Consider the following 16,181-nt stretch of genomic DNA (forward strand, 5'->3'; position numbering starts at 1 on the left):
TCAATGATTACCAACTAGAGAATAATAAAATAACTCATAAGGTATAATTAGAAATAGTTTGCACTATAAGATTATATATCGTAATATTGCAATACATAGTTATGGGACTTACAAGAACAGAAATATTCAGCACTGAACAGAATGAATTGGCAACGTTATTAAAAGCGCTGGCCCACCCAGCCCGTATCGCAATTTTGCAGAGGATCCTTGCTTCGAATACATGCATTTGTGGCGACCTGGTAGAAGAACTGGGTCTAGCCCAGGCTACTATATCCCAACATTTGAAAGAATTAAAAACTGCTGGAATTATTCAGGGTACCATTGAAGGGGTAAGTGTTTGTTACTGTATTGATCCGGTAACCTGGAAATTAATAGAGACCCGAATGGGCGCTTTTTTAGGCGCTTACAAACAAGAAGCTGACTGCTGTTAGTTTTTTTAAAGATTAAATCAATCGTTAAATTGCAATATTAAATATATCGTTATGAAACTATCAGAAATTAAAGAAATCCTGGCTAAAAGAGAAAGTGTTAATTTTAAACTAGAGAACGGTCAGGCTGTGCCTGAGCATTTTCATGTTACTGAAGTTGGTGTGATCACAAAAGATTTTATTGACTGTGGAGGTACCGTGCGCCATGAGAAAGTAGCAAATTTCCAGCTTTGGGATGCCAATGACTTTGAGCACCGTTTGAAAGCAGGAAAATTATTGAACATCATTTCTTTGTCTGAGCAGGTTATCGGTATGGAAGATCTTGATATAGAAGTAGAATACCAATCTGAAACCATTGGTAAATATGACCTAGCCTTTGATGGGGATAACTTTGTTTTAATCTCAAAAACGACTGCTTGCCTTGCCATGGACAAATGCGGCATTCCGGCAAAAAAAGAAAAACTGGAAATGGTAAACCTGGCAGGTGATGCAAATACTTGTACTCCAGGTGGTGGCTGCTGCTAAATAAAAGCACATGGGGATTAGAATTTTAGTTACTTCAGATTGGGACCAGGTGAAATCTATTTATGAAAAGGGAATTGCGACTGGCAATGCCACTTTTCAAACCACTGCCCCAACCTTTGAGGAATGGGACGATTCACATTTAAAAACTTGTCGGTTTGTCCATGATCTCAATGGTATTGTGCGTGGATGGGCAGCATTAACCCCTGTTTCTTCCAGATGCGTTTATGCCGGGGTTGCAGAAGTCAGCGTTTACGTTGATCCGGCATTTAGTGGAAAAGGTATTGGATCTAGTCTGCTTAATAAGCTAGTCAAAACAAGTGAACAGGAAGGCATCTGGACTTTGCAGGCTGGAATTTTTCCGGAAAATGCATCAAGCTTAAAAATCCATGAGAAAGCTGGTTTCAGGATCCTTGGTATTAGGGAAAAGATTGGAAAACAACATGGCATTTGGCGGGATACCGTCCTATTAGAAAGAAGAAGTCAAACCATAATTTAAAGTAAATTGAAAAATATATTAGTCCTGTGTACAGGAAATAGCTGCAGAAGCCAGCTTGCTGAAGGTTACCTGCATCATTATGCAGAAGGTAAAGCCAATATCTATAGTGCCGGGATTGAGACTCATGGTGTGAACCCTAAAGCGGTTCAGGTCATGGCAGAAGACCACATTGACATTTCATCCCACACTTCTAACCACGTAGATGAATACTTGTCTATTCATTTTGATGCAGTGATCACCGTATGTGACAATGCAAACGAAGCCTGTCCTTATTTCCCAGGCAAGGTAGAACGCTTTCACCAGAACTTTCCGGATCCTGCAAAAGCAACAGGAACGGATGAAGAAATCATGGACGAATTCAGAAGGGTCAGAGACCTGATCAAAGTTTACTCGGCTGACTTTATCAGCGAACATATAAACCAAAAGATTTAATGAGTGCAAATAATTGTGCCCCTGTGTCCGAAAGAAAGAAACTTGGTTTCCTTGACAGGTATTTAACCTTATGGATATTCATTGCTATGGCGCTGGGAGTGAGCATAGGTTATTTCGTTCCTTCATCTTCCGGGTTTATTAATTCGTTTTCCAGTGGCACTACAAATATCCCTTTAGCTATTGGACTGATCCTGATGATGTACCCTCCGCTTGCAAAGGTGAGTTATGAAAAAATGGGAGAAGTATTCAAAGACACCAAAGTATTGAGCGTTTCGCTAATACTAAACTGGGTAGTCGGGCCTTTACTAATGTTTTTTTTGGCCATCATATTCTTAAAAGACTATCCGGAATATATGGTGGGACTGATCCTGATTGGACTTGCCAGATGTATTGCCATGGTGGTGGTCTGGAATGAACTTGCCGAAGGAAACAGGGAATATGCAGCGGGACTAATTGCCTTAAACAGTATTTTCCAGGTCTTGTTATACAGTGTATTTGCCTATATTTTTATTACGGTATTGCCGCCTTATTTTGGATTGAAAGGCCTGGAAGTCAATATTACCATTGGCGAAATTGCAAAAAGTGTGGCGGTTTATCTAGGGTTACCTTTTGCGCTTGGAATCATTTCAAGATATGCGCTGATCAGTCTTAAGGGAAAAGAATGGTTTAATAATGTCTTCGTACCTATGATTTCGCCCATTACCCTTATTGCTTTACTTTTCACGATTGTGATCATGTTCAGTTTAAAAGGAGAGTTAATCGTACACATCCCGATGGATGTGGTTAGAATTGCCATTCCACTGGTCATTTATTTTTCCATCATGTTTGTCATGAGCTTTTTTGCAGGACGTTATTTTGGGGCAGATTACTCCAAGAGCGCTTCTATCGCATTTACGGCAACCGGGAACAATTTTGAACTCGCTATTGCAGTAGCCATTGGCGTATTTGGGATCAATTCAGGTCAGGCATTTGCCGGAGTGATCGGACCTTTAGTAGAAGTCCCTGCACTGATCGCCCTGGTGAACCTTGCTTTTTACATCAGGAAAAAATATTATCTTTCTAATCCTGTAAATTCAAGAAAATAATGAATATTATACTTTTTCATGAATGAAGGGCTTAAATTACCCCATATAAATAGCGAGGTGTCTCAAAAAACGAACTTTAATTTGTCATTATATTTTATCATTTACTCATTATCAAAAACTAAAAATTGAGTTTGATTAATGAAATGAGTTTATGATTATATAGGAAAAAAGCGGAGTACAGCAGTATAATCGTAGGCAACTCTGCTAAGTATAATCCATTCTTAAGCCACGCCTCCTGAAAACTTATTAAATAATCAGGGAATAATGAAAATAAAATGAATGGAATAAATTTGCCTATTTATAAAAATGAAAGGGCAACTAGAATGCTGCCCTTAATCAATTAATGCTCACGGTGATTGGCATCTTAAGCAGCTACTCCTGTCATTCTTCTGCATTCTTCCGCACAAGCCTTACAAGCATCTGCACATTCCTGACAATGCTGGGTATGATGATTACTACACTCATCTCCGCATTGCTGGCAAATATCTGCGCAAATACGGCAAATGTCTTGAGCAAAAGAGCTACCCATACTCATCAATTGAGCGGCAGAGTAGCAGATGGCTGCACATTGCATATCAAGCTCAATACACCGCGCCATCATTTTCACGTCTTCTTCCTGAGTGCATGAACTTGCACAATGATTGCAAATTGAAGCACACTTTAAGCATGCATCAATACAGTTTTTCCATTCATGGTATCCCATAACTTTAATTTTTTAGGGTTATAAAAAAAATTCCTATATAGATAACATGGTTATTTCCAGGCGGTTTCATTTTGTTTAAGAAAAGCTTTAATCCCGTGATATGATGCTTGTTTAAACGGTAGAAGAATAAGAAACTGGTTCTCGTATTCAAATAAGGAGGAATAGTGATAAATTAAATTCTCAACACCTACTTTAAGATTTTGCACATCATTTTATTAGTATTATATTTGCAATACGGAAATGGTGTCCTTCCGATTCAACCGCTTTTTTCAAAAGCTGATGGCGCCTACAATAGAAATTCCAGCAGGTAATAAAATCTGCCGGTCAAAGTATTGTAGGTGAAAAAATTAAAAATAAATTCTCAACTCTTATTGCTGGCAGCTATCTTAATTGCGCTTGTCTTACTTTGTCTGTCTGCCAAAGTGAGATCAGTGTTAGCAATGGTCCTGCCGGTTGAAACTGAATGGTTCTTGTGGATAAATCAGCACCATAATGCATTCTGGGATACGATCATGTACTGGGCCAGTGATAAGCGTTTTTGGCTTCCTTTTTATGCCTTCATTATTTATTGCCTCTTCCAGAATTTCTGCAAAAAAATTTGGCAGGTTCTTATTACCATTGCGCTACTAGTTGCTAGTGCAGATCAGATTGCTTCAGGACTGATTAAAAACACCGTTAAGCGTCTACGCCCTTCCCATGAACCGAATCTAACTACGATCATTCATTTAAGTAAAGCAGGTGCGGGTGGGATGTATGGATGGCCATCCGCTCTTTCATCACCTATCTTCAAAAGCATTCTTTCCGCTGGTTCGGCATTTACCGGATCATTGCCGGAGCAACGGTTCTTGTACTCATTTACTTTGGAATTATTCAATAACGGAAAATTAACATAAAACTATGTGGTGGATCTACGCGCTATTATCAGCTTTCTTTGCTTCCCTTACGGCCATCTTTGCAAAAGTCGGCGTAACCAATGTCAATTCTGATTTGGCTACTGCCATACGAACGGTGGTAATACTGATTGTAGCCTGGGGGATCGTAATGGCCAGAGGCGAACTTAAAGGAATTACGGAACTGTCAAAGCATAACCTGCTATTTCTTTTTTTATCTGGCCTTGCCACCGGCTTGTCCTGGATATTCTACTACAAGGCTTTGCAGATCGGGAAAGTGTCCCAGGTCGCCCCTTTTGATAAGTTGAGTGTTGCCCTAACTATTATACTTGCAATGGTGTTCCTGAAAGAAGCTCTTACCCTGAAAGTATTCTTTGGTGCCCTGCTGATCATTGGGGGAACACTGGTTTTGATCTTTTGAGAAACTCAATTATTTGTAAGCAACCGAAATACTAAAAATCAATATAAAACAAAAAACTATGAAATTAACTAAAATTCATGCCCGTGAAATTTTGGATTCCAGGGGCAATCCGACAGTAGAAGTAGAAGTCACTCTTAACGGAACAACAGCAAGGGGTATTTCTCCATCCGGGGCAAGTACGGGTGAAAAAGAAGCCGTAGAGCTTAGAGATGGTGATCCAGAGCGCTATAATGGTAAAGGCGTGGAAAAAGCAGTAAAAGGGATTAACGTCGAAGTCGGCAAATCAGTCACCGGCTTATCCTTTGAGGGTCAGCAGGCCTTCGATGATCATATAATTGGTCTGGATGGAACCGAGAATAAATCAAGGCTCGGCGCAAATGCGATGCTTGCGGCCTCAATCGCCTTCGCCCGGGCTTCGGCCGTTGCAAAAGGGATTCCCTTGTATAGGCAGCTAGTGGAAAGGGAAGGTTACGTAATGCCCGTACCGTGCATGAATGTCATTAATGGGGGAAGGCATTCTGATAACAACATCGATTTTCAGGAATTTATGATTGCCCCTCATAACGCCCCCTCGTTTAAGGAAAGTATCCGTATGGGCGAAGCTGTTTTTCATTCCCTGAGAAGTCTGCTAAAAGCGAAAGGCTATTATACCGGAGTTGGTGACGAAGGTGGGTTTGCGCCAAATCTGAGTTCTAATGAGGAAGCCGTCCAAATCATCATGGAAGCGATACATATTGCCGGTTTTGCTCCAGGCAAGGATATTTCCCTTTGTCTTGACCCAGCGACCAGCGAAATGTGGAATAATGGAAAATATGAATTTTATAAAAGTTCTAAAGAACGGATCACAACAGATGAAATGATTGGCTTTTGGGAAGGATGGTTAAAAGAGTACCCAATTATCCTGTTGGAAGACGGGTTGGGCGAAAACGATTGGGAGGGATGGAAAAAGCTGACCAGCCTTTTGGGAGACAAAGTGGAATTGGTTGGAGATGATATATTCTGCACCAACCCGAGTATTATCCAGCAGGGAATCGACCAGGGCATTGCAAACAGCGTACTGATTAAATTGAACCAGATCGGTACAGTTTCCGAAACGCTAAAGGCCGTAGAACTAGCCCAAAAAAACGGTTACAATTGCTTTATTTCTCACCGCAGTGGTGAAACTGAAGACACGACAATTGCGGATCTGGTTGTCGCTACCGGTGCGGGGCACATCAAAACAGGAGGTGGCTGCCGCTCTGAAAGGGTATCTAAATTTAACCAGTTGCTTCGGATAGAAGAAGAACTTGGTGATAGGGCATCATTTGCAGGAATCAATACTTTTTATAAAAAATTATAAATCAGCCGCTAACCTACAATGAAACATAATAAATTTTTATTTGAACACCTTTCGGTTTTTAAATATGCGGTTCGATGGACGCTGCTTATACTTCCTGTTGCCATTGCAATAGGAAGTATGGTTGCCTTGTTCCTTTGGCTGCTAGGCTGGGCCATTCACTTTCGCTTTCAGCATACCTGTCTCATTTTTCTGCTACCTTTAGCAGGTATTGTGATCCACCTGATTTATCAGTCAGTTGGTAGGTCCTCAGAAAAAGGAAATAACCTGATCATGGATGAAATCCATAGGCCGGGTGGTGGAGTGCCCAGGCAGATGGCGCCAGTAATCTTAATAACTACAGTGATTACCCATTTGTTTGGCGGATCGGCTGGAAGAGAGGGAACCGCGGTACAAATCGGAGGAAGCATCGCAGGAATGTTTAGCCGCTGGTTTAAGCTAAATGAGGTAGACACCAAGATGCTCCTTACCGCGGGAATTGCAGCCGGGTTTGGGGCGGTGTTCGGAACACCGCTCACCGGTGCCATATTTGCAATGGAAGTTCTGGCCATTGGAAGAATAGAGTACAAGGCTTTACTTCCCGCATTAATTGCCAGCGTGCTTGGTGATCTTACTGTCTCTGCCTGGGGCATCCATCATACCGCTTATCACATCGATCTCATAGAGAAAAGTGCCTACTTTCTATCTGAATACCTGCCGGTAAACCTACTCCTGCTTAGTAAGGTTATTCTAGCATCCACATTGTTTGGTCTGGCCAGCTACCTGTTTGCTGTAATGGTGCATGAGATCAAGGCCTTTTTTTCTAAAGTATGTAAGATCCAGTGGCTTATTGCTGTTATCGGTGGTCTGATTATTATAGGCTTGACTTACGCCATCGGGAAACCGGATTACTTAAGTTTGGGCGTGGATAGCGAATACCAAGGAGCCGTTACAATTCCCTCTGCTTTTCAGCCTGGTGGAGCAGATACTTGGAGCTGGTTATGGAAGACCATTTACACAACTTTAACATTAGGAACTGGATTTAAAGGTGGTGAGGTAACGCCTTTGTTTTATATTGGCGCAACATTAGGCAATGCACTTTCGACCTTATTAAATGCTCCAGTTAGTTTGTTTGCTGCCCTTGGATTTATTGCTGTTTTTGCTGGTGCAACGAATACACCCCTTGCCTGTACGATTATGGGTATAGAACTTTTTGGTAGTGAATACACCATGTTTTTTGCGGTAGCCTGTTTTACAGCCTATTTTTTCAGTGGCCATTCAGGTATATATTCTTCACAGCGTATTGCGGTACCCAAAATATTTACGGGAACATAAAATATTGACTTATCCTGTTCCTGTGGATTATCATAAAGAGGTGAAATTTTTATAAGATCCTTGACCAATGCAATCAGCAATTTATATCAAAAAACAACGCTATATCGACCGCTTTCCTTCCTCTCTTTTCTAAAGCATCAAGTACAGATGATTTAACTGCCTATGTTGTTTTAATAAGGTAGAGCAGTAAAAGTATACTAGCTATGAAAACTAAAGCGGTTAAAACTTTAACAAAAAGTGTTGAATGGTAATACACCCCCTGATTCAATTGTTCTTTCGTTGAATTATATCTTAAGTAAGAACAAATGATAGTAATTGCTCCCAGGGCAACTAGAAAAATCCCGATAATGCGGGAATCTCCGGTTTGGTGCAGTGGTACTTTACTCCCCAGTGCAGCACTGATCTGCTTGATAAATAGCGAGAATTTCATTACCACGAAACCAAATCCCATGATACCAATACTGGTTCTGATCCAGGCCAAAAATGTTCTTTCATTAGCCAAATGGTCTCCTGCATGCTGTTTGGTATTTTCTTGTTCTTGAATTTTCATCTTGTTCTGTATCGGTATATAAGCAACATATTTTGCATGTTATGTCAATATCGATGCCAGTTTGGAGATGATAACCCTGGTATCCCGGATGCAAGCAAGCCTGTTTGATTCAGTGCCGGCAGGATAGCAGGTAACTGCAATTTCTTCGATAAACGATAAGCCTGATAGGTCAATAGATTCTTTAACCTCTTGTTCAATGCTTTTCATTAGGATCATGATTAATCGGGGTTGATATGTTCTGATTTTATGAGCTAATTGCTCTATTCCACCCTGCCTTTGGTTCTTTCTGATTTTCACTGACGATTTATCAATAGGTGTACAAGTTAGATGTTCCAAAAAGCATCCAGTGCCCTTAAAGAACTGCAAAAAATCTTCTACAGATTTAAAATCGCCAAATACCTCACTAAATGCAAGATAAATTGTTCGAAACAGATTAGTATTTCCCAGGTAAAAATGTTTATCGCCACCTCCAGGAGCTTCAGAAACAAAGAGCAGCAGCACTTTAGCTGGCTGATATTTCCTCGAAATTTCGGTAACACTATACATTGTAGTTGTAGCTTTTAGCGAAGCGCATAAATAGTTCCGCCAGAGCGTCCGGCTGACCATGAAGCTGAATGAAATGAAACGGCCTTTCGATAACCATATCCTTGATATCTATGATGCGGCATTCATTGTTCTTGAGCTCTTTCAATATGGAGTGGATAGATAAAAAAGCCAGGCATTTGCTGTGAATCAGATAGGATTTAATGCTTTCGGTACTACCTAACTGCATTTCTATATTTAAGTCCCCCACCTTTATCCGGTGTGCTTTTAAAGCATATGCAATAACATCTAGTGTACCAGAACCAGGTTCACGAAGTAATAAATCATAATCCTTCAACTCATTCGGTTTGATTATTTCCTTTTTCATGGCATAATTGTGACCAGAACACACCAGCACCAGCTCATCTTTTAGATATTGTTCGTATTTAATCTGTGGGTTCCGGGAGATGCCTTCAATGATTCCAAAATCTATTTCCTTAGCAATCAAACGCTGCTCTACATCTTCTGTATTTCCGGTAACCAGTTGGATTTGTATATCCTTAAACTTATTGTGAAACTGTGCCAATACAGGTGGAATGATATATTGTGCCACAGTACTGCTGGCACCAATCCTCAATATTCCTTTATGCTGTTTAGTAAGTAGATTCATATCATATTCCAGTTCCCGGTAGGTTCCAAAAATCTGTTCTGCGTAATGCAACAATAATTCGCCGGCTGGGGTGAGGCTGATTTTTTTGTTTCCACTGCGTTCAAATAATGACATTTTGAACTCCTGCTCTAATTCTTTAATGTGTTTGGTTACAGCAGGCTGACTGATAAATAACTCTGCCGAGGCCTTTGTAAAATTCAGCCTTTTAGCGACAGCATAAAATACTTGCAAACGGAAATCTATCATACACGGTTTTAGTAGATAAGCTAAGATACAAACAATTTGTTTCAACAGGTACTGACATCATAACCTTATGTTATCATCAATAACTTTTTATGCTTTTTCTGATGCGTAGAATAAATGCACATTTGTAACAGAAAAACATTGGTTATGAATAAGGAATCAAAAGAAAAAGAAATCAGACAAGCACTTATATATACAGCCAGGACAACGGCTATCATTGCGATTCTATTTGTTGCTTGTGGAACTATTTTCATCTGCACTTTATTCTTTAATGGGCAGCCAGATGTAGAATTGACAGCAAAAACCAAACAGGATGTGGAAACCGGTATAGCTGCTGTTAAAGTCAAAAGCCAGGTTGTACCTGCTGATGCCTGGAAAGCGCCTGATGAAAATACGATTCCGGCGGACACCAAGTACGGCCAGATGATTAGGTATGGCAAAGAATTAATAGCACATACGAGCAAATATTTTGGGCCAAATGGATCCATAGCCCGTATTACAAATGGTATGAACTGTCAGAATTGTCACCTCGAGGGTGGAACCAAACTGTTCGGAAATAATTATGCTGGTTTTATTTCCAGTTTTCCTAAAATGAGTGGCAGATCAGGAAAGGTTGAACCTGCATCGGCACGTATTGCAGAGTGCTTCAATCGAAGTCTTGCAGGCAAAGTACCAGACGAATCTAGTAAAGAGATACAGGCAATGCTGGCTTATATGAAATGGCTTGGAACAGGTGTAAAAAAAGGGGAGAAAGTGTTTGGAACGGGAACCGAAAAATTAAAATTCCTGGATAGGGCAGCGAATGTCAAACATGGAGCGATTTTATATACCAGTAAATGTCAAAGTTGTCATGGTGCAAATGGTGAGGGAATACTCGATGAAGACAAACTAACTTATGTTTATCCGCCATTATGGGGCAAACACAGCTACAATGATGGCGCAGGGATGTATAGACTCAGTAACTTTGCGGGGTTCGTAAAGAACAATATGCCATATGGTGCCAGATATGGAGATGCGCAGTTAAGTGATGAGGAGGCCTGGGATCTCGCTGCTTTTGTGAACTCACAGCCAAGACCACATAAAGATCAGGGAAAAGATTACCCTGATTTGTTAAAAAAACCTTTTGATGCGCCATACGGACCATATGCCGACAAATTTTCTGAAAATCAACATAAGTATGGTCCATTTGCACCAATTGTAACCTCCGAAAAACAAGTAAAACTAACAACTAAATAAATCATCAAAATCTAAAATCATGAAAAAAATAACCTTAATCTGTACATTATTTTTGCTGATCGCAGCAACCTCGGCCACTTTTGCCCAAGCTACACCTGCTAATTTTACAGGGGCAAAAGCCACCCTGAAAAATTATAAGGCACTGTATGTAATCAATAACGGTGATGAGAAAAAGATTGCAGGAACACTTCGAAACCTAAAAAATGCACTCGACGATCCCAGGTTAAAAGGGAAAATCAATGCAGAACTTATTGCCTTTGGAGATGGCGTAGCTGTTTACCAGAAGAACGGATCTTTTGAAAAAACATTGTTAGAACTGCAATCCAGAGGAGTAATTCTTGCACAATGTGAAAATACCGTCAGAGAAAGGAAAATCGAAAAAAATACCTTATTTGATTTTATCAGTTATGTACCCAGCGGCAATGGTGAAATCATCATCCGTCAATATCAGGGATGGGCAGTTGTACATCCTTAAACCAAATAATTAGAAAATCATGAAATATATAAATCACACCTTTTTAGCCACAGTTGCATTTTTATTGCTTTGTGGAAATGTTAAGGCCCAGGATCATCGCTTTGATCCGCCCTGGAATACTCCACCTGAAAGTAAAGTTCAGTTCACAGTACCTGGAGTAGACAATGTGCCTGATCTTTTTGGAGACATTAATGATCCCCAACTTGTGGTTTTCTTTGCCGGTAACCAGTTTATGTGCATTGACGAATTAATTGCAGCCTTTAAAAAGTCATATCCACATTATCAGCGGGTATTTGCCGAAACGCTTCCCCCAGGCATTTTAGCCCAACAAATAAAAACCGGTAGCATTGTGGTGGGCAACATGAGAATTACCTTAAAGCCGGATGTTTATACAGCTGGTAAGAACCGGATAGACATGACCCCTGAATGGTTTAGCAAAACGACTTTATATGCTAGAAACAGGTTGGCAATCATGGTCCAAAAGGGAAATCCGAAGGCATTGAAGTCACTCAAAGATTTAGCAAATAAAGAGCTGAGGATCAGTATGCCCAATCCAGAGAATGAAGGGATCGGTAAACGTATTGAAGAAGCCTATGTGAAAGCTGGAGGGGAAACATTAAAATCTACCATCATGGAAGATAAAGTTAAAGATAAGACTACTTATCTTACCATGATCCATCATCGCCAATCACCAATGAGGATCCTATACAACGAAAGTGACGCCGCTCCAGTATGGTATACTGAGGCCTACTATCAGAAAATGATTGGCCATCCTGTTGAGCTCATTGAAATTCCTGAAAAAGAGAATATCCATGCGCAATATATAGCGGGACAGTTAAAAGATGCGCCACATCCGGCCGCTGCAAAAGATTTTATGGATTTTTTGATCAGTCCGCAGGCTGCTGCCATCTACAAAAAGTTTGGTTTTGATTTACCTTAAACATAAACACAATGAAAAATATATTTTTAACCATATTGTCAGTCGTTGCTGTAGTGACCATTGGGAATGCACAAATCCCAAACGATACTTTATATGTCTATGGTCCCGGTGGGCCGCTCGGACCGATCAATGAATGTGCGAAGGTTTTTGGAAAGCAGCATGATATCGTAATTAAAGTCACTGCCGGGCCAGATAATGAATGGATGCCGGATGCAATGAAACATGCAGATCTGTTCTTTGGAGGAGCAGAATACATGCTTTCAAAATTCATGTCTGACCACCCAAACATGATAGTGGCGAACTCTCGGACAGAGTTATATAAACGTGCGGCAGCGATCCTGGTACGGCCCGGCAATCCTAAAAACATCAAAAATCTGGGCGATCTCTGTAAACCAGGTGTGAAAATTCTTGATGTGAATGGGGCTGGGCAAATGGGGCTTTGGGAAGATTTGGCAGGTCGACAAGATCTGATTGCAAACATACAGCAGCGTATAGCAGGTACATTTGCAAATTCGGCATTGGGTATTGCTGCATGGAAAAATGATCCTCAATATGATGCCTGGATAACATTTGGCTCCTGGCATAACCGTTTACCAGACCTCACCTCAATGGTTAGGATTCCTGTTACACAAACAGTCTATAGAGGTACACCTGTAGTGAGGGGTAGCACTGGTACGCATAAGTCGGAAACTGAGGATTTTATCAAGTTTATGCAATCCGATAAAGGACATCTCATTTTCAAAAAATGGGGTTGGGAATAAATAATGTCTAAAAACTTATCTTCTATAACATGAAGTTATGGAAGATAAGTTTTAATGATTTGATCGGGGTTTATTAGTTATGGATCTTTGAATTAGAAAATAAAGACAATCAAAATTATGACACAAATCAAAGACAATTCAAATTCTTCTAAAATAAAGGCGGGTAACCTGCTAAACTTAAATTTAAACACCCGTAAAATTATCTTCATCCTGGCAGTTTTGCTGTGCCTCTTTCCATTTATGTCGCCTCCTTTAGCCTTATTGCTAGGATTAGTATTGGCGCAACTAATGGAACATCCCTATCTGCATTTAAATCACAAGGCCACAAACCTGCTGCTAAAAATTTCTGTTGTCGGGCTAGGATTTGGAATGAATGTATTCAGTGCAATGAAAGCAGGAAAAGAAGGCGTACTGTTTACCGTAGTTTCTATTTTCGGAGTGCTTATCATTGGTTTTATCCTGGGAAAAGTATTTAAAATAGAACGTAAAACATCTTTTTTGATATCAGCTGGAACGGCGATCTGTGGTGGAAGTGCTATTGCTGCATTGTCGCCTGTAATGAACGCAGAAGAAAAACAGATCTCCGTTGCAATGGGTACTGTTTTTATACTCAACTCGGTGGCCTTATTTCTTTTCCCCGCTATCGGACATGCGCTTAACTTGTCACAGTCACAATTTGGTATGTGGTGTGCCATTGCTATTCACGATACCAGTTCTGTTGTTGGGGCAGCCAGTAAATATGGTGAACAAGCACTACAGATAGCCACAACTGTTAAGTTAGCCAGAGCACTATGGATTGTTCCCGTAGCGTTTGGTACATCTTTCCTGTTCAAAAGCAACAATAGCAAAGTTAGTATACCCTATTTTATAGGGCTATTTATCCTGGCAATGATCGCCAACACCTACTTACCTTTTATTAAGCCTTTTGCGCCCTACTTTGTAGCATTAGCAAAAGCAGGCTTAACTTTAACCTTGTTCCTGATAGGAAGCGGACTCTCATTTACTATCTTGAAAGCAGTGGGGATAATGCCACTGTTACAAGGCGTAATTTTATGGATAGTAATTTCAAGTGCTGCATTATGGGCAGTTATATCTTTGGTTTAAAATACATTAGTTACTGATCATCACCAGCTTTTTTGAAAGATCATCAATAAGAACCACATGTTTATAATCGGCGCCACCTGTTCCTACACTCTTAATTATCCCCGAGGATTGACCGCTAAAAGCTCCTTTTTCATCGGTCTTAAAAGAATTGATGACATAATCTGCGTTAAACGTATCATTTGAGGAGTTGGTTAACGCTAAAGTATACGAAGTATTTGGCTCGAGTTTTTTAAAGTCCTGTTGGACAAGATCAGTCAAGCCTACGCTTCTTACGTTTAGCATGCCTGATGACATTGAATTATCCTTATTCATCAATTTAATCACCTGACTTTTGTCTGCAAGATTAAGCGGGGTTAAATTTTCTTTTGAGGCATTTGCAGGGCTGGCATTAGCGGCGTACAACAATGCTTGCGGACATTGTCCAATAGCAATGGTTTTTACAACGGCCATTTTTACCAGATCAACCACTTGTACCTGGTCATCATTTTCTAATCCGACATATGCAAATTTACCATCTGCCGAAGTCCAGACGCCATGTGGCAATGATCCTGTCGCAACGCTATCAGTAAGCTTGAAATCTTGTGAAACACTAAATACTTTTAAGCTGTTTTCTCCGCCAATGGTTGCCAGCATCACAGGTGAATCATTAACTAAAGTAAAAGTGACATGGTTGGTAATTGGACCTGTATTTAGTACTGTATGTATCGTATTTGTCTCCGTGCTGATGACAGTGATCTTCCCTACATCCTTATGTGTCAATGCAATCCATTTCCCATCAGGACTACAGAATATATTTGGAGAAAATGGACTAACTACTGGAATACGCTTTACAATAGCATAAGAAGTTGCATTCACTACATCCACTTCTGCAGTAAAGCTGGAACAAATATAAGCCCATTTTCCATCTGGAGTAAAAGCAACCATTCCCGGGCCGTCGGCTACTGGGATTTGCTTGATTTCAATCAGTTTATTTGCATCAATTACGCTGATATACGATTCTCCTCTTACCGATATCCATGCCTGTGATCCTGAAGGGTTAAAGGTTGCCTCATGCGGTGAACGTCCGATATAAACAGTTTTTAATACTTTATTTTTTGCTGTTGAAATAAAGGTTACTGAATTTGATCCAATGGAAACCGCTGCTAGTAATTGCCTTTTAGGGGAATAACCCAGGCCATGAACCAGGGCCTGTCCCTTATATAGAGGACTTAAGATATCAGGTTGGGGTTTACCAAGAACAATATTTCCTAATAGCGTTTGTGTTGAGGGATCTAAGACAGAAACCGTATTAGATATCTGATTGCCTGTATAAACCCTGTCTTGGGCATAGATTGATTGTGCTTTTGATTGTAGGGCAAAACTGAATATTAATAGCGTAAACAAGGATATCTTTTTCATATGTTAATGGGAGTTTGTAAATGTCTTCATTTGTTGGATTTCTATCTGTTCATCTGAGATAATATTCTCGGCCAGTCTTTTTACATTTTTATTTTTTCCATACCGCAACTCAACTTTAGCCATGTCGATGGCAGCCTGATGGTGAGGAAGCATTATCCTTGCAAAGGACAGATCAGTATCAGACAATTGTTTTTCTTCAGGCATTTGTTCCATCATCACTTTCATCATCTTCTGGTTGGCGTTTTGATGTTGGTTGCCTGTAGCGATAAATCCTTCAGGATGGCTGAGCAGGAGTCGCATTTGCTGAATCTGGGTTTGTTGCTCAGCTTTGATACTTTTAGCTAGCTGAATCATTTCTTTATTTTTTCCGGTCTTAATCTCTTCTTCTGCCATATCAATAGCACCCTGGTGATGTGGGATCATCATTTGTATGAAATCTCTGTCTGCAGATGTGGTAGCTGATATTTCATCCATCTTCATCATCATATGAGCCATTTGCCCAAGGAAGACATTTTTTTTAGTTGCCATTTGCATGTGTTCATGTTGTGCTCGTGCAGAGAAACTAGCAAATAGTAGAAGTATAGACGTGAATCTGATCATGGTTTGATGTAGAATATTAATTGTGATAAACTGTTTATGCCAAACAAGCCTT

At 40.2% G+C, this 16,181-nt stretch carries 20 protein-coding genes and 1 riboswitch; of the genes, 14 read left to right on the forward strand and 6 right to left on the reverse strand.

The genetic code is table 11. The features are described from left to right. Positions 1 to 101: 101 nt before the first annotated feature. The 5 genes from OQY15_RS09845 to arsB are packed head-to-tail and all read left to right on the forward strand — an operon-like array spanning position 102 to position 2,966. Positions 102 to 431, forward strand: a complete 330-nt coding sequence (locus OQY15_RS09845; RefSeq protein ID WP_124910967.1) for a metalloregulator ArsR/SmtB family transcription factor — start codon at positions 102 to 104, stop codon at positions 429 to 431. Positions 432 to 482: 51 nt separating this feature from the next. Then, positions 483 to 953 carry a DUF6428 family protein gene (locus OQY15_RS09850; RefSeq protein ID WP_124910968.1) on the forward strand — a complete coding sequence of 157 codons (471 nt, stop codon included), beginning with the start codon at positions 483 to 485 and terminating at the stop codon, positions 951 to 953. A 10-nt stretch (positions 954 to 963) separates the two neighbouring features. After that, the gene (locus OQY15_RS09855; protein WP_124910969.1) at positions 964 to 1,449 is read left to right on the forward strand and encodes a GNAT family N-acetyltransferase; all 486 of its coding nucleotides are present in this window, start codon (positions 964 to 966) and stop codon (positions 1,447 to 1,449) included. Positions 1,450 to 1,455: 6 nt separating this feature from the next. After that, entirely contained in the window at positions 1,456 to 1,881 is a 426-nt protein-coding gene (locus tag OQY15_RS09860) for an arsenate reductase ArsC (RefSeq protein WP_124910970.1), read from the forward strand. Continuing rightward, positions 1,881 to 2,966, forward strand: a complete 1,086-nt coding sequence (arsB, locus tag OQY15_RS09865) for an ACR3 family arsenite efflux transporter (protein ID WP_124910971.1) — start codon at positions 1,881 to 1,883, stop codon at positions 2,964 to 2,966. Before OQY15_RS09860 ends, arsB begins: the two co-directional genes overlap by 1 nt. Positions 2,967 to 3,330: 364 nt before the next feature. Here the strand turns inward: arsB and OQY15_RS22415 are convergent, their stop codons facing one another. Continuing rightward, entirely contained in the window at positions 3,331 to 3,669 is a 339-nt protein-coding gene (locus OQY15_RS22415) for a four-helix bundle copper-binding protein (RefSeq protein ID WP_008245450.1), read from the reverse strand. A gap of 227 nt (positions 3,670 to 3,896) precedes the next feature. Continuing rightward, positions 3,897 to 3,965: riboswitch (Fluoride riboswitch) on the forward strand. Between the two features lie 42 nt (positions 3,966 to 4,007). Between OQY15_RS22415 and OQY15_RS09875 the strand changes: the two genes are divergently transcribed. Genes OQY15_RS09875 through OQY15_RS09890 form a run of 4 tightly spaced genes read left to right on the forward strand, consistent with a single transcriptional unit; the run spans position 4,008 to position 7,630 of the window. Then, the gene (locus tag OQY15_RS09875; protein WP_124910972.1) at positions 4,008 to 4,562 is read left to right on the forward strand and encodes a hypothetical protein; all 555 of its coding nucleotides are present in this window, start codon (positions 4,008 to 4,010) and stop codon (positions 4,560 to 4,562) included. Between the two features lie 4 nt (positions 4,563 to 4,566). Then, positions 4,567 to 4,980 (forward strand): EamA family transporter, encoded by a 414-nt coding sequence (locus OQY15_RS09880; protein ID WP_124910973.1) that lies wholly within the window; start codon positions 4,567 to 4,569, stop codon positions 4,978 to 4,980. Between the two features lie 58 nt (positions 4,981 to 5,038). Continuing rightward, a complete protein-coding gene (gene eno / locus OQY15_RS09885; RefSeq protein ID WP_265790867.1) occupies positions 5,039 to 6,319 on the forward strand; it encodes a phosphopyruvate hydratase in 1,281 nt (426 codons plus the stop codon). An 18-nt stretch (positions 6,320 to 6,337) separates the two neighbouring features. Then, positions 6,338 to 7,630: a voltage-gated chloride channel family protein gene (locus OQY15_RS09890; RefSeq protein ID WP_124910975.1), complete on the forward strand. Its 1,293-nt coding sequence runs from the start codon at positions 6,338 to 6,340 to the stop codon at positions 7,628 to 7,630. A gap of 160 nt (positions 7,631 to 7,790) precedes the next feature. Here the strand turns inward: OQY15_RS09890 and OQY15_RS09895 are convergent, their stop codons facing one another. The 3 genes from OQY15_RS09895 to OQY15_RS09905 are packed head-to-tail and all read right to left on the reverse strand — an operon-like array spanning position 7,791 to position 9,663. Next, positions 7,791 to 8,180, reverse strand: a complete 390-nt coding sequence (locus OQY15_RS09895; protein ID WP_056849798.1) for a DUF202 domain-containing protein — start codon at positions 8,178 to 8,180, stop codon at positions 7,791 to 7,793. A 39-nt stretch (positions 8,181 to 8,219) separates the two neighbouring features. Further along, positions 8,220 to 8,726, reverse strand: a complete 507-nt coding sequence (locus OQY15_RS09900) for a hypothetical protein (RefSeq protein ID WP_056849797.1) — start codon at positions 8,724 to 8,726, stop codon at positions 8,220 to 8,222. Next, positions 8,719 to 9,663, reverse strand: a complete 945-nt coding sequence (locus OQY15_RS09905) for a LysR family transcriptional regulator (protein ID WP_265790877.1) — start codon at positions 9,661 to 9,663, stop codon at positions 8,719 to 8,721. Before OQY15_RS09905 ends, OQY15_RS09900 begins: the two co-directional genes overlap by 8 nt. 99 nt (positions 9,664 to 9,762) lie before the next feature. On the opposite strand from OQY15_RS09905, the gene OQY15_RS09910 reads away from it, so the two are divergent. From OQY15_RS09910 to OQY15_RS09930, 5 genes are all read left to right on the forward strand, one after another. Next, positions 9,763 to 10,851 (forward strand): c-type cytochrome, encoded by a 1,089-nt coding sequence (locus tag OQY15_RS09910; protein ID WP_124910976.1) that lies wholly within the window; start codon positions 9,763 to 9,765, stop codon positions 10,849 to 10,851. Positions 10,852 to 10,870: 19 nt separating this feature from the next. Next, complete coding sequence (locus OQY15_RS09915; protein WP_008245470.1) at positions 10,871 to 11,326, forward strand: DsrE family protein; 456 nt, start codon at positions 10,871 to 10,873, stop codon at positions 11,324 to 11,326. A 19-nt stretch (positions 11,327 to 11,345) separates the two neighbouring features. Then, a complete protein-coding gene (locus tag OQY15_RS09920) occupies positions 11,346 to 12,266 on the forward strand; it encodes a substrate-binding domain-containing protein (protein ID WP_056870676.1) in 921 nt (306 codons plus the stop codon). Positions 12,267 to 12,277: 11 nt separating this feature from the next. Then, entirely contained in the window at positions 12,278 to 13,027 is a 750-nt protein-coding gene (locus OQY15_RS09925) for a substrate-binding domain-containing protein (RefSeq protein ID WP_008245473.1), read from the forward strand. 117 nt (positions 13,028 to 13,144) lie between these two features. Continuing rightward, entirely contained in the window at positions 13,145 to 14,131 is a 987-nt protein-coding gene (locus tag OQY15_RS09930) for a putative sulfate exporter family transporter (protein WP_008245480.1), read from the forward strand. A gap of 6 nt (positions 14,132 to 14,137) precedes the next feature. On the opposite strand, the gene OQY15_RS09935 is transcribed toward OQY15_RS09930, so the two are convergent. Together OQY15_RS09935 and OQY15_RS09940 are read right to left on the reverse strand one after the other, a co-directional pair. Next, positions 14,138 to 15,529, reverse strand: coding sequence for a beta-propeller fold lactonase family protein (locus OQY15_RS09935; RefSeq protein WP_056095402.1), 1,392 nt, complete (start codon positions 15,527 to 15,529; stop codon positions 14,138 to 14,140). 3 nt (positions 15,530 to 15,532) lie between these two features. Then, positions 15,533 to 16,129: a DUF305 domain-containing protein gene (locus tag OQY15_RS09940; RefSeq protein ID WP_082489588.1), complete on the reverse strand. Its 597-nt coding sequence runs from the start codon at positions 16,127 to 16,129 to the stop codon at positions 15,533 to 15,535. Positions 16,130 to 16,181: the final 52 nt, after the last annotated feature.

It is taken from the genome of Pedobacter sp. MC2016-15 (assembly GCF_026239695.1).
Taxonomy (GTDB): domain Bacteria; phylum Bacteroidota; class Bacteroidia; order Sphingobacteriales; family Sphingobacteriaceae; genus Pedobacter.

Bases quoted from the DNA above. Each gene is read 5' to 3' on its own strand.
- OQY15_RS09845 (WP_124910967.1), top strand. From the start codon at position 102: ATGGGACTTACAAGAACAGAAATATTCAGCACTGAACAGAATGAATTG.
- OQY15_RS09850 (WP_124910968.1), top strand. From the start codon at position 483: ATGAAACTATCAGAAATTAAAGAAATCCTGGCTAAAAGAGAAAGTGTT.
- OQY15_RS09855 (WP_124910969.1), top strand. From the start codon at position 964: ATGGGGATTAGAATTTTAGTTACTTCAGATTGGGACCAGGTGAAATCT.
- arsB (WP_124910971.1), top strand. From the start codon at position 1,881: ATGAGTGCAAATAATTGTGCCCCTGTGTCCGAAAGAAAGAAACTTGGT.
- OQY15_RS22415 (WP_008245450.1), bottom strand. From the start codon at position 3,669: ATGGGATACCATGAATGGAAAAACTGTATTGATGCATGCTTAAAGTGT.
- OQY15_RS09880 (WP_124910973.1), top strand. From the start codon at position 4,567: ATGTGGTGGATCTACGCGCTATTATCAGCTTTCTTTGCTTCCCTTACG.
- eno (WP_265790867.1), top strand. From the start codon at position 5,039: ATGAAATTAACTAAAATTCATGCCCGTGAAATTTTGGATTCCAGGGGC.
- OQY15_RS09890 (WP_124910975.1), top strand. From the start codon at position 6,338: ATGAAACATAATAAATTTTTATTTGAACACCTTTCGGTTTTTAAATAT.
- OQY15_RS09895 (WP_056849798.1), bottom strand. From the start codon at position 8,180: ATGAAAATTCAAGAACAAGAAAATACCAAACAGCATGCAGGAGACCAT.
- OQY15_RS09900 (WP_056849797.1), bottom strand. From the start codon at position 8,726: ATGTATAGTGTTACCGAAATTTCGAGGAAATATCAGCCAGCTAAAGTG.
- OQY15_RS09910 (WP_124910976.1), top strand. From the start codon at position 9,763: ATGAATAAGGAATCAAAAGAAAAAGAAATCAGACAAGCACTTATATAT.
- OQY15_RS09915 (WP_008245470.1), top strand. From the start codon at position 10,871: ATGAAAAAAATAACCTTAATCTGTACATTATTTTTGCTGATCGCAGCA.
- OQY15_RS09920 (WP_056870676.1), top strand. From the start codon at position 11,346: ATGAAATATATAAATCACACCTTTTTAGCCACAGTTGCATTTTTATTG.
- OQY15_RS09925 (WP_008245473.1), top strand. From the start codon at position 12,278: ATGAAAAATATATTTTTAACCATATTGTCAGTCGTTGCTGTAGTGACC.
- OQY15_RS09930 (WP_008245480.1), top strand. From the start codon at position 13,145: ATGACACAAATCAAAGACAATTCAAATTCTTCTAAAATAAAGGCGGGT.
- OQY15_RS09935 (WP_056095402.1), bottom strand. From the start codon at position 15,529: ATGAAAAAGATATCCTTGTTTACGCTATTAATATTCAGTTTTGCCCTA.
- OQY15_RS09940 (WP_082489588.1), bottom strand. From the start codon at position 16,129: ATGATCAGATTCACGTCTATACTTCTACTATTTGCTAGTTTCTCTGCA.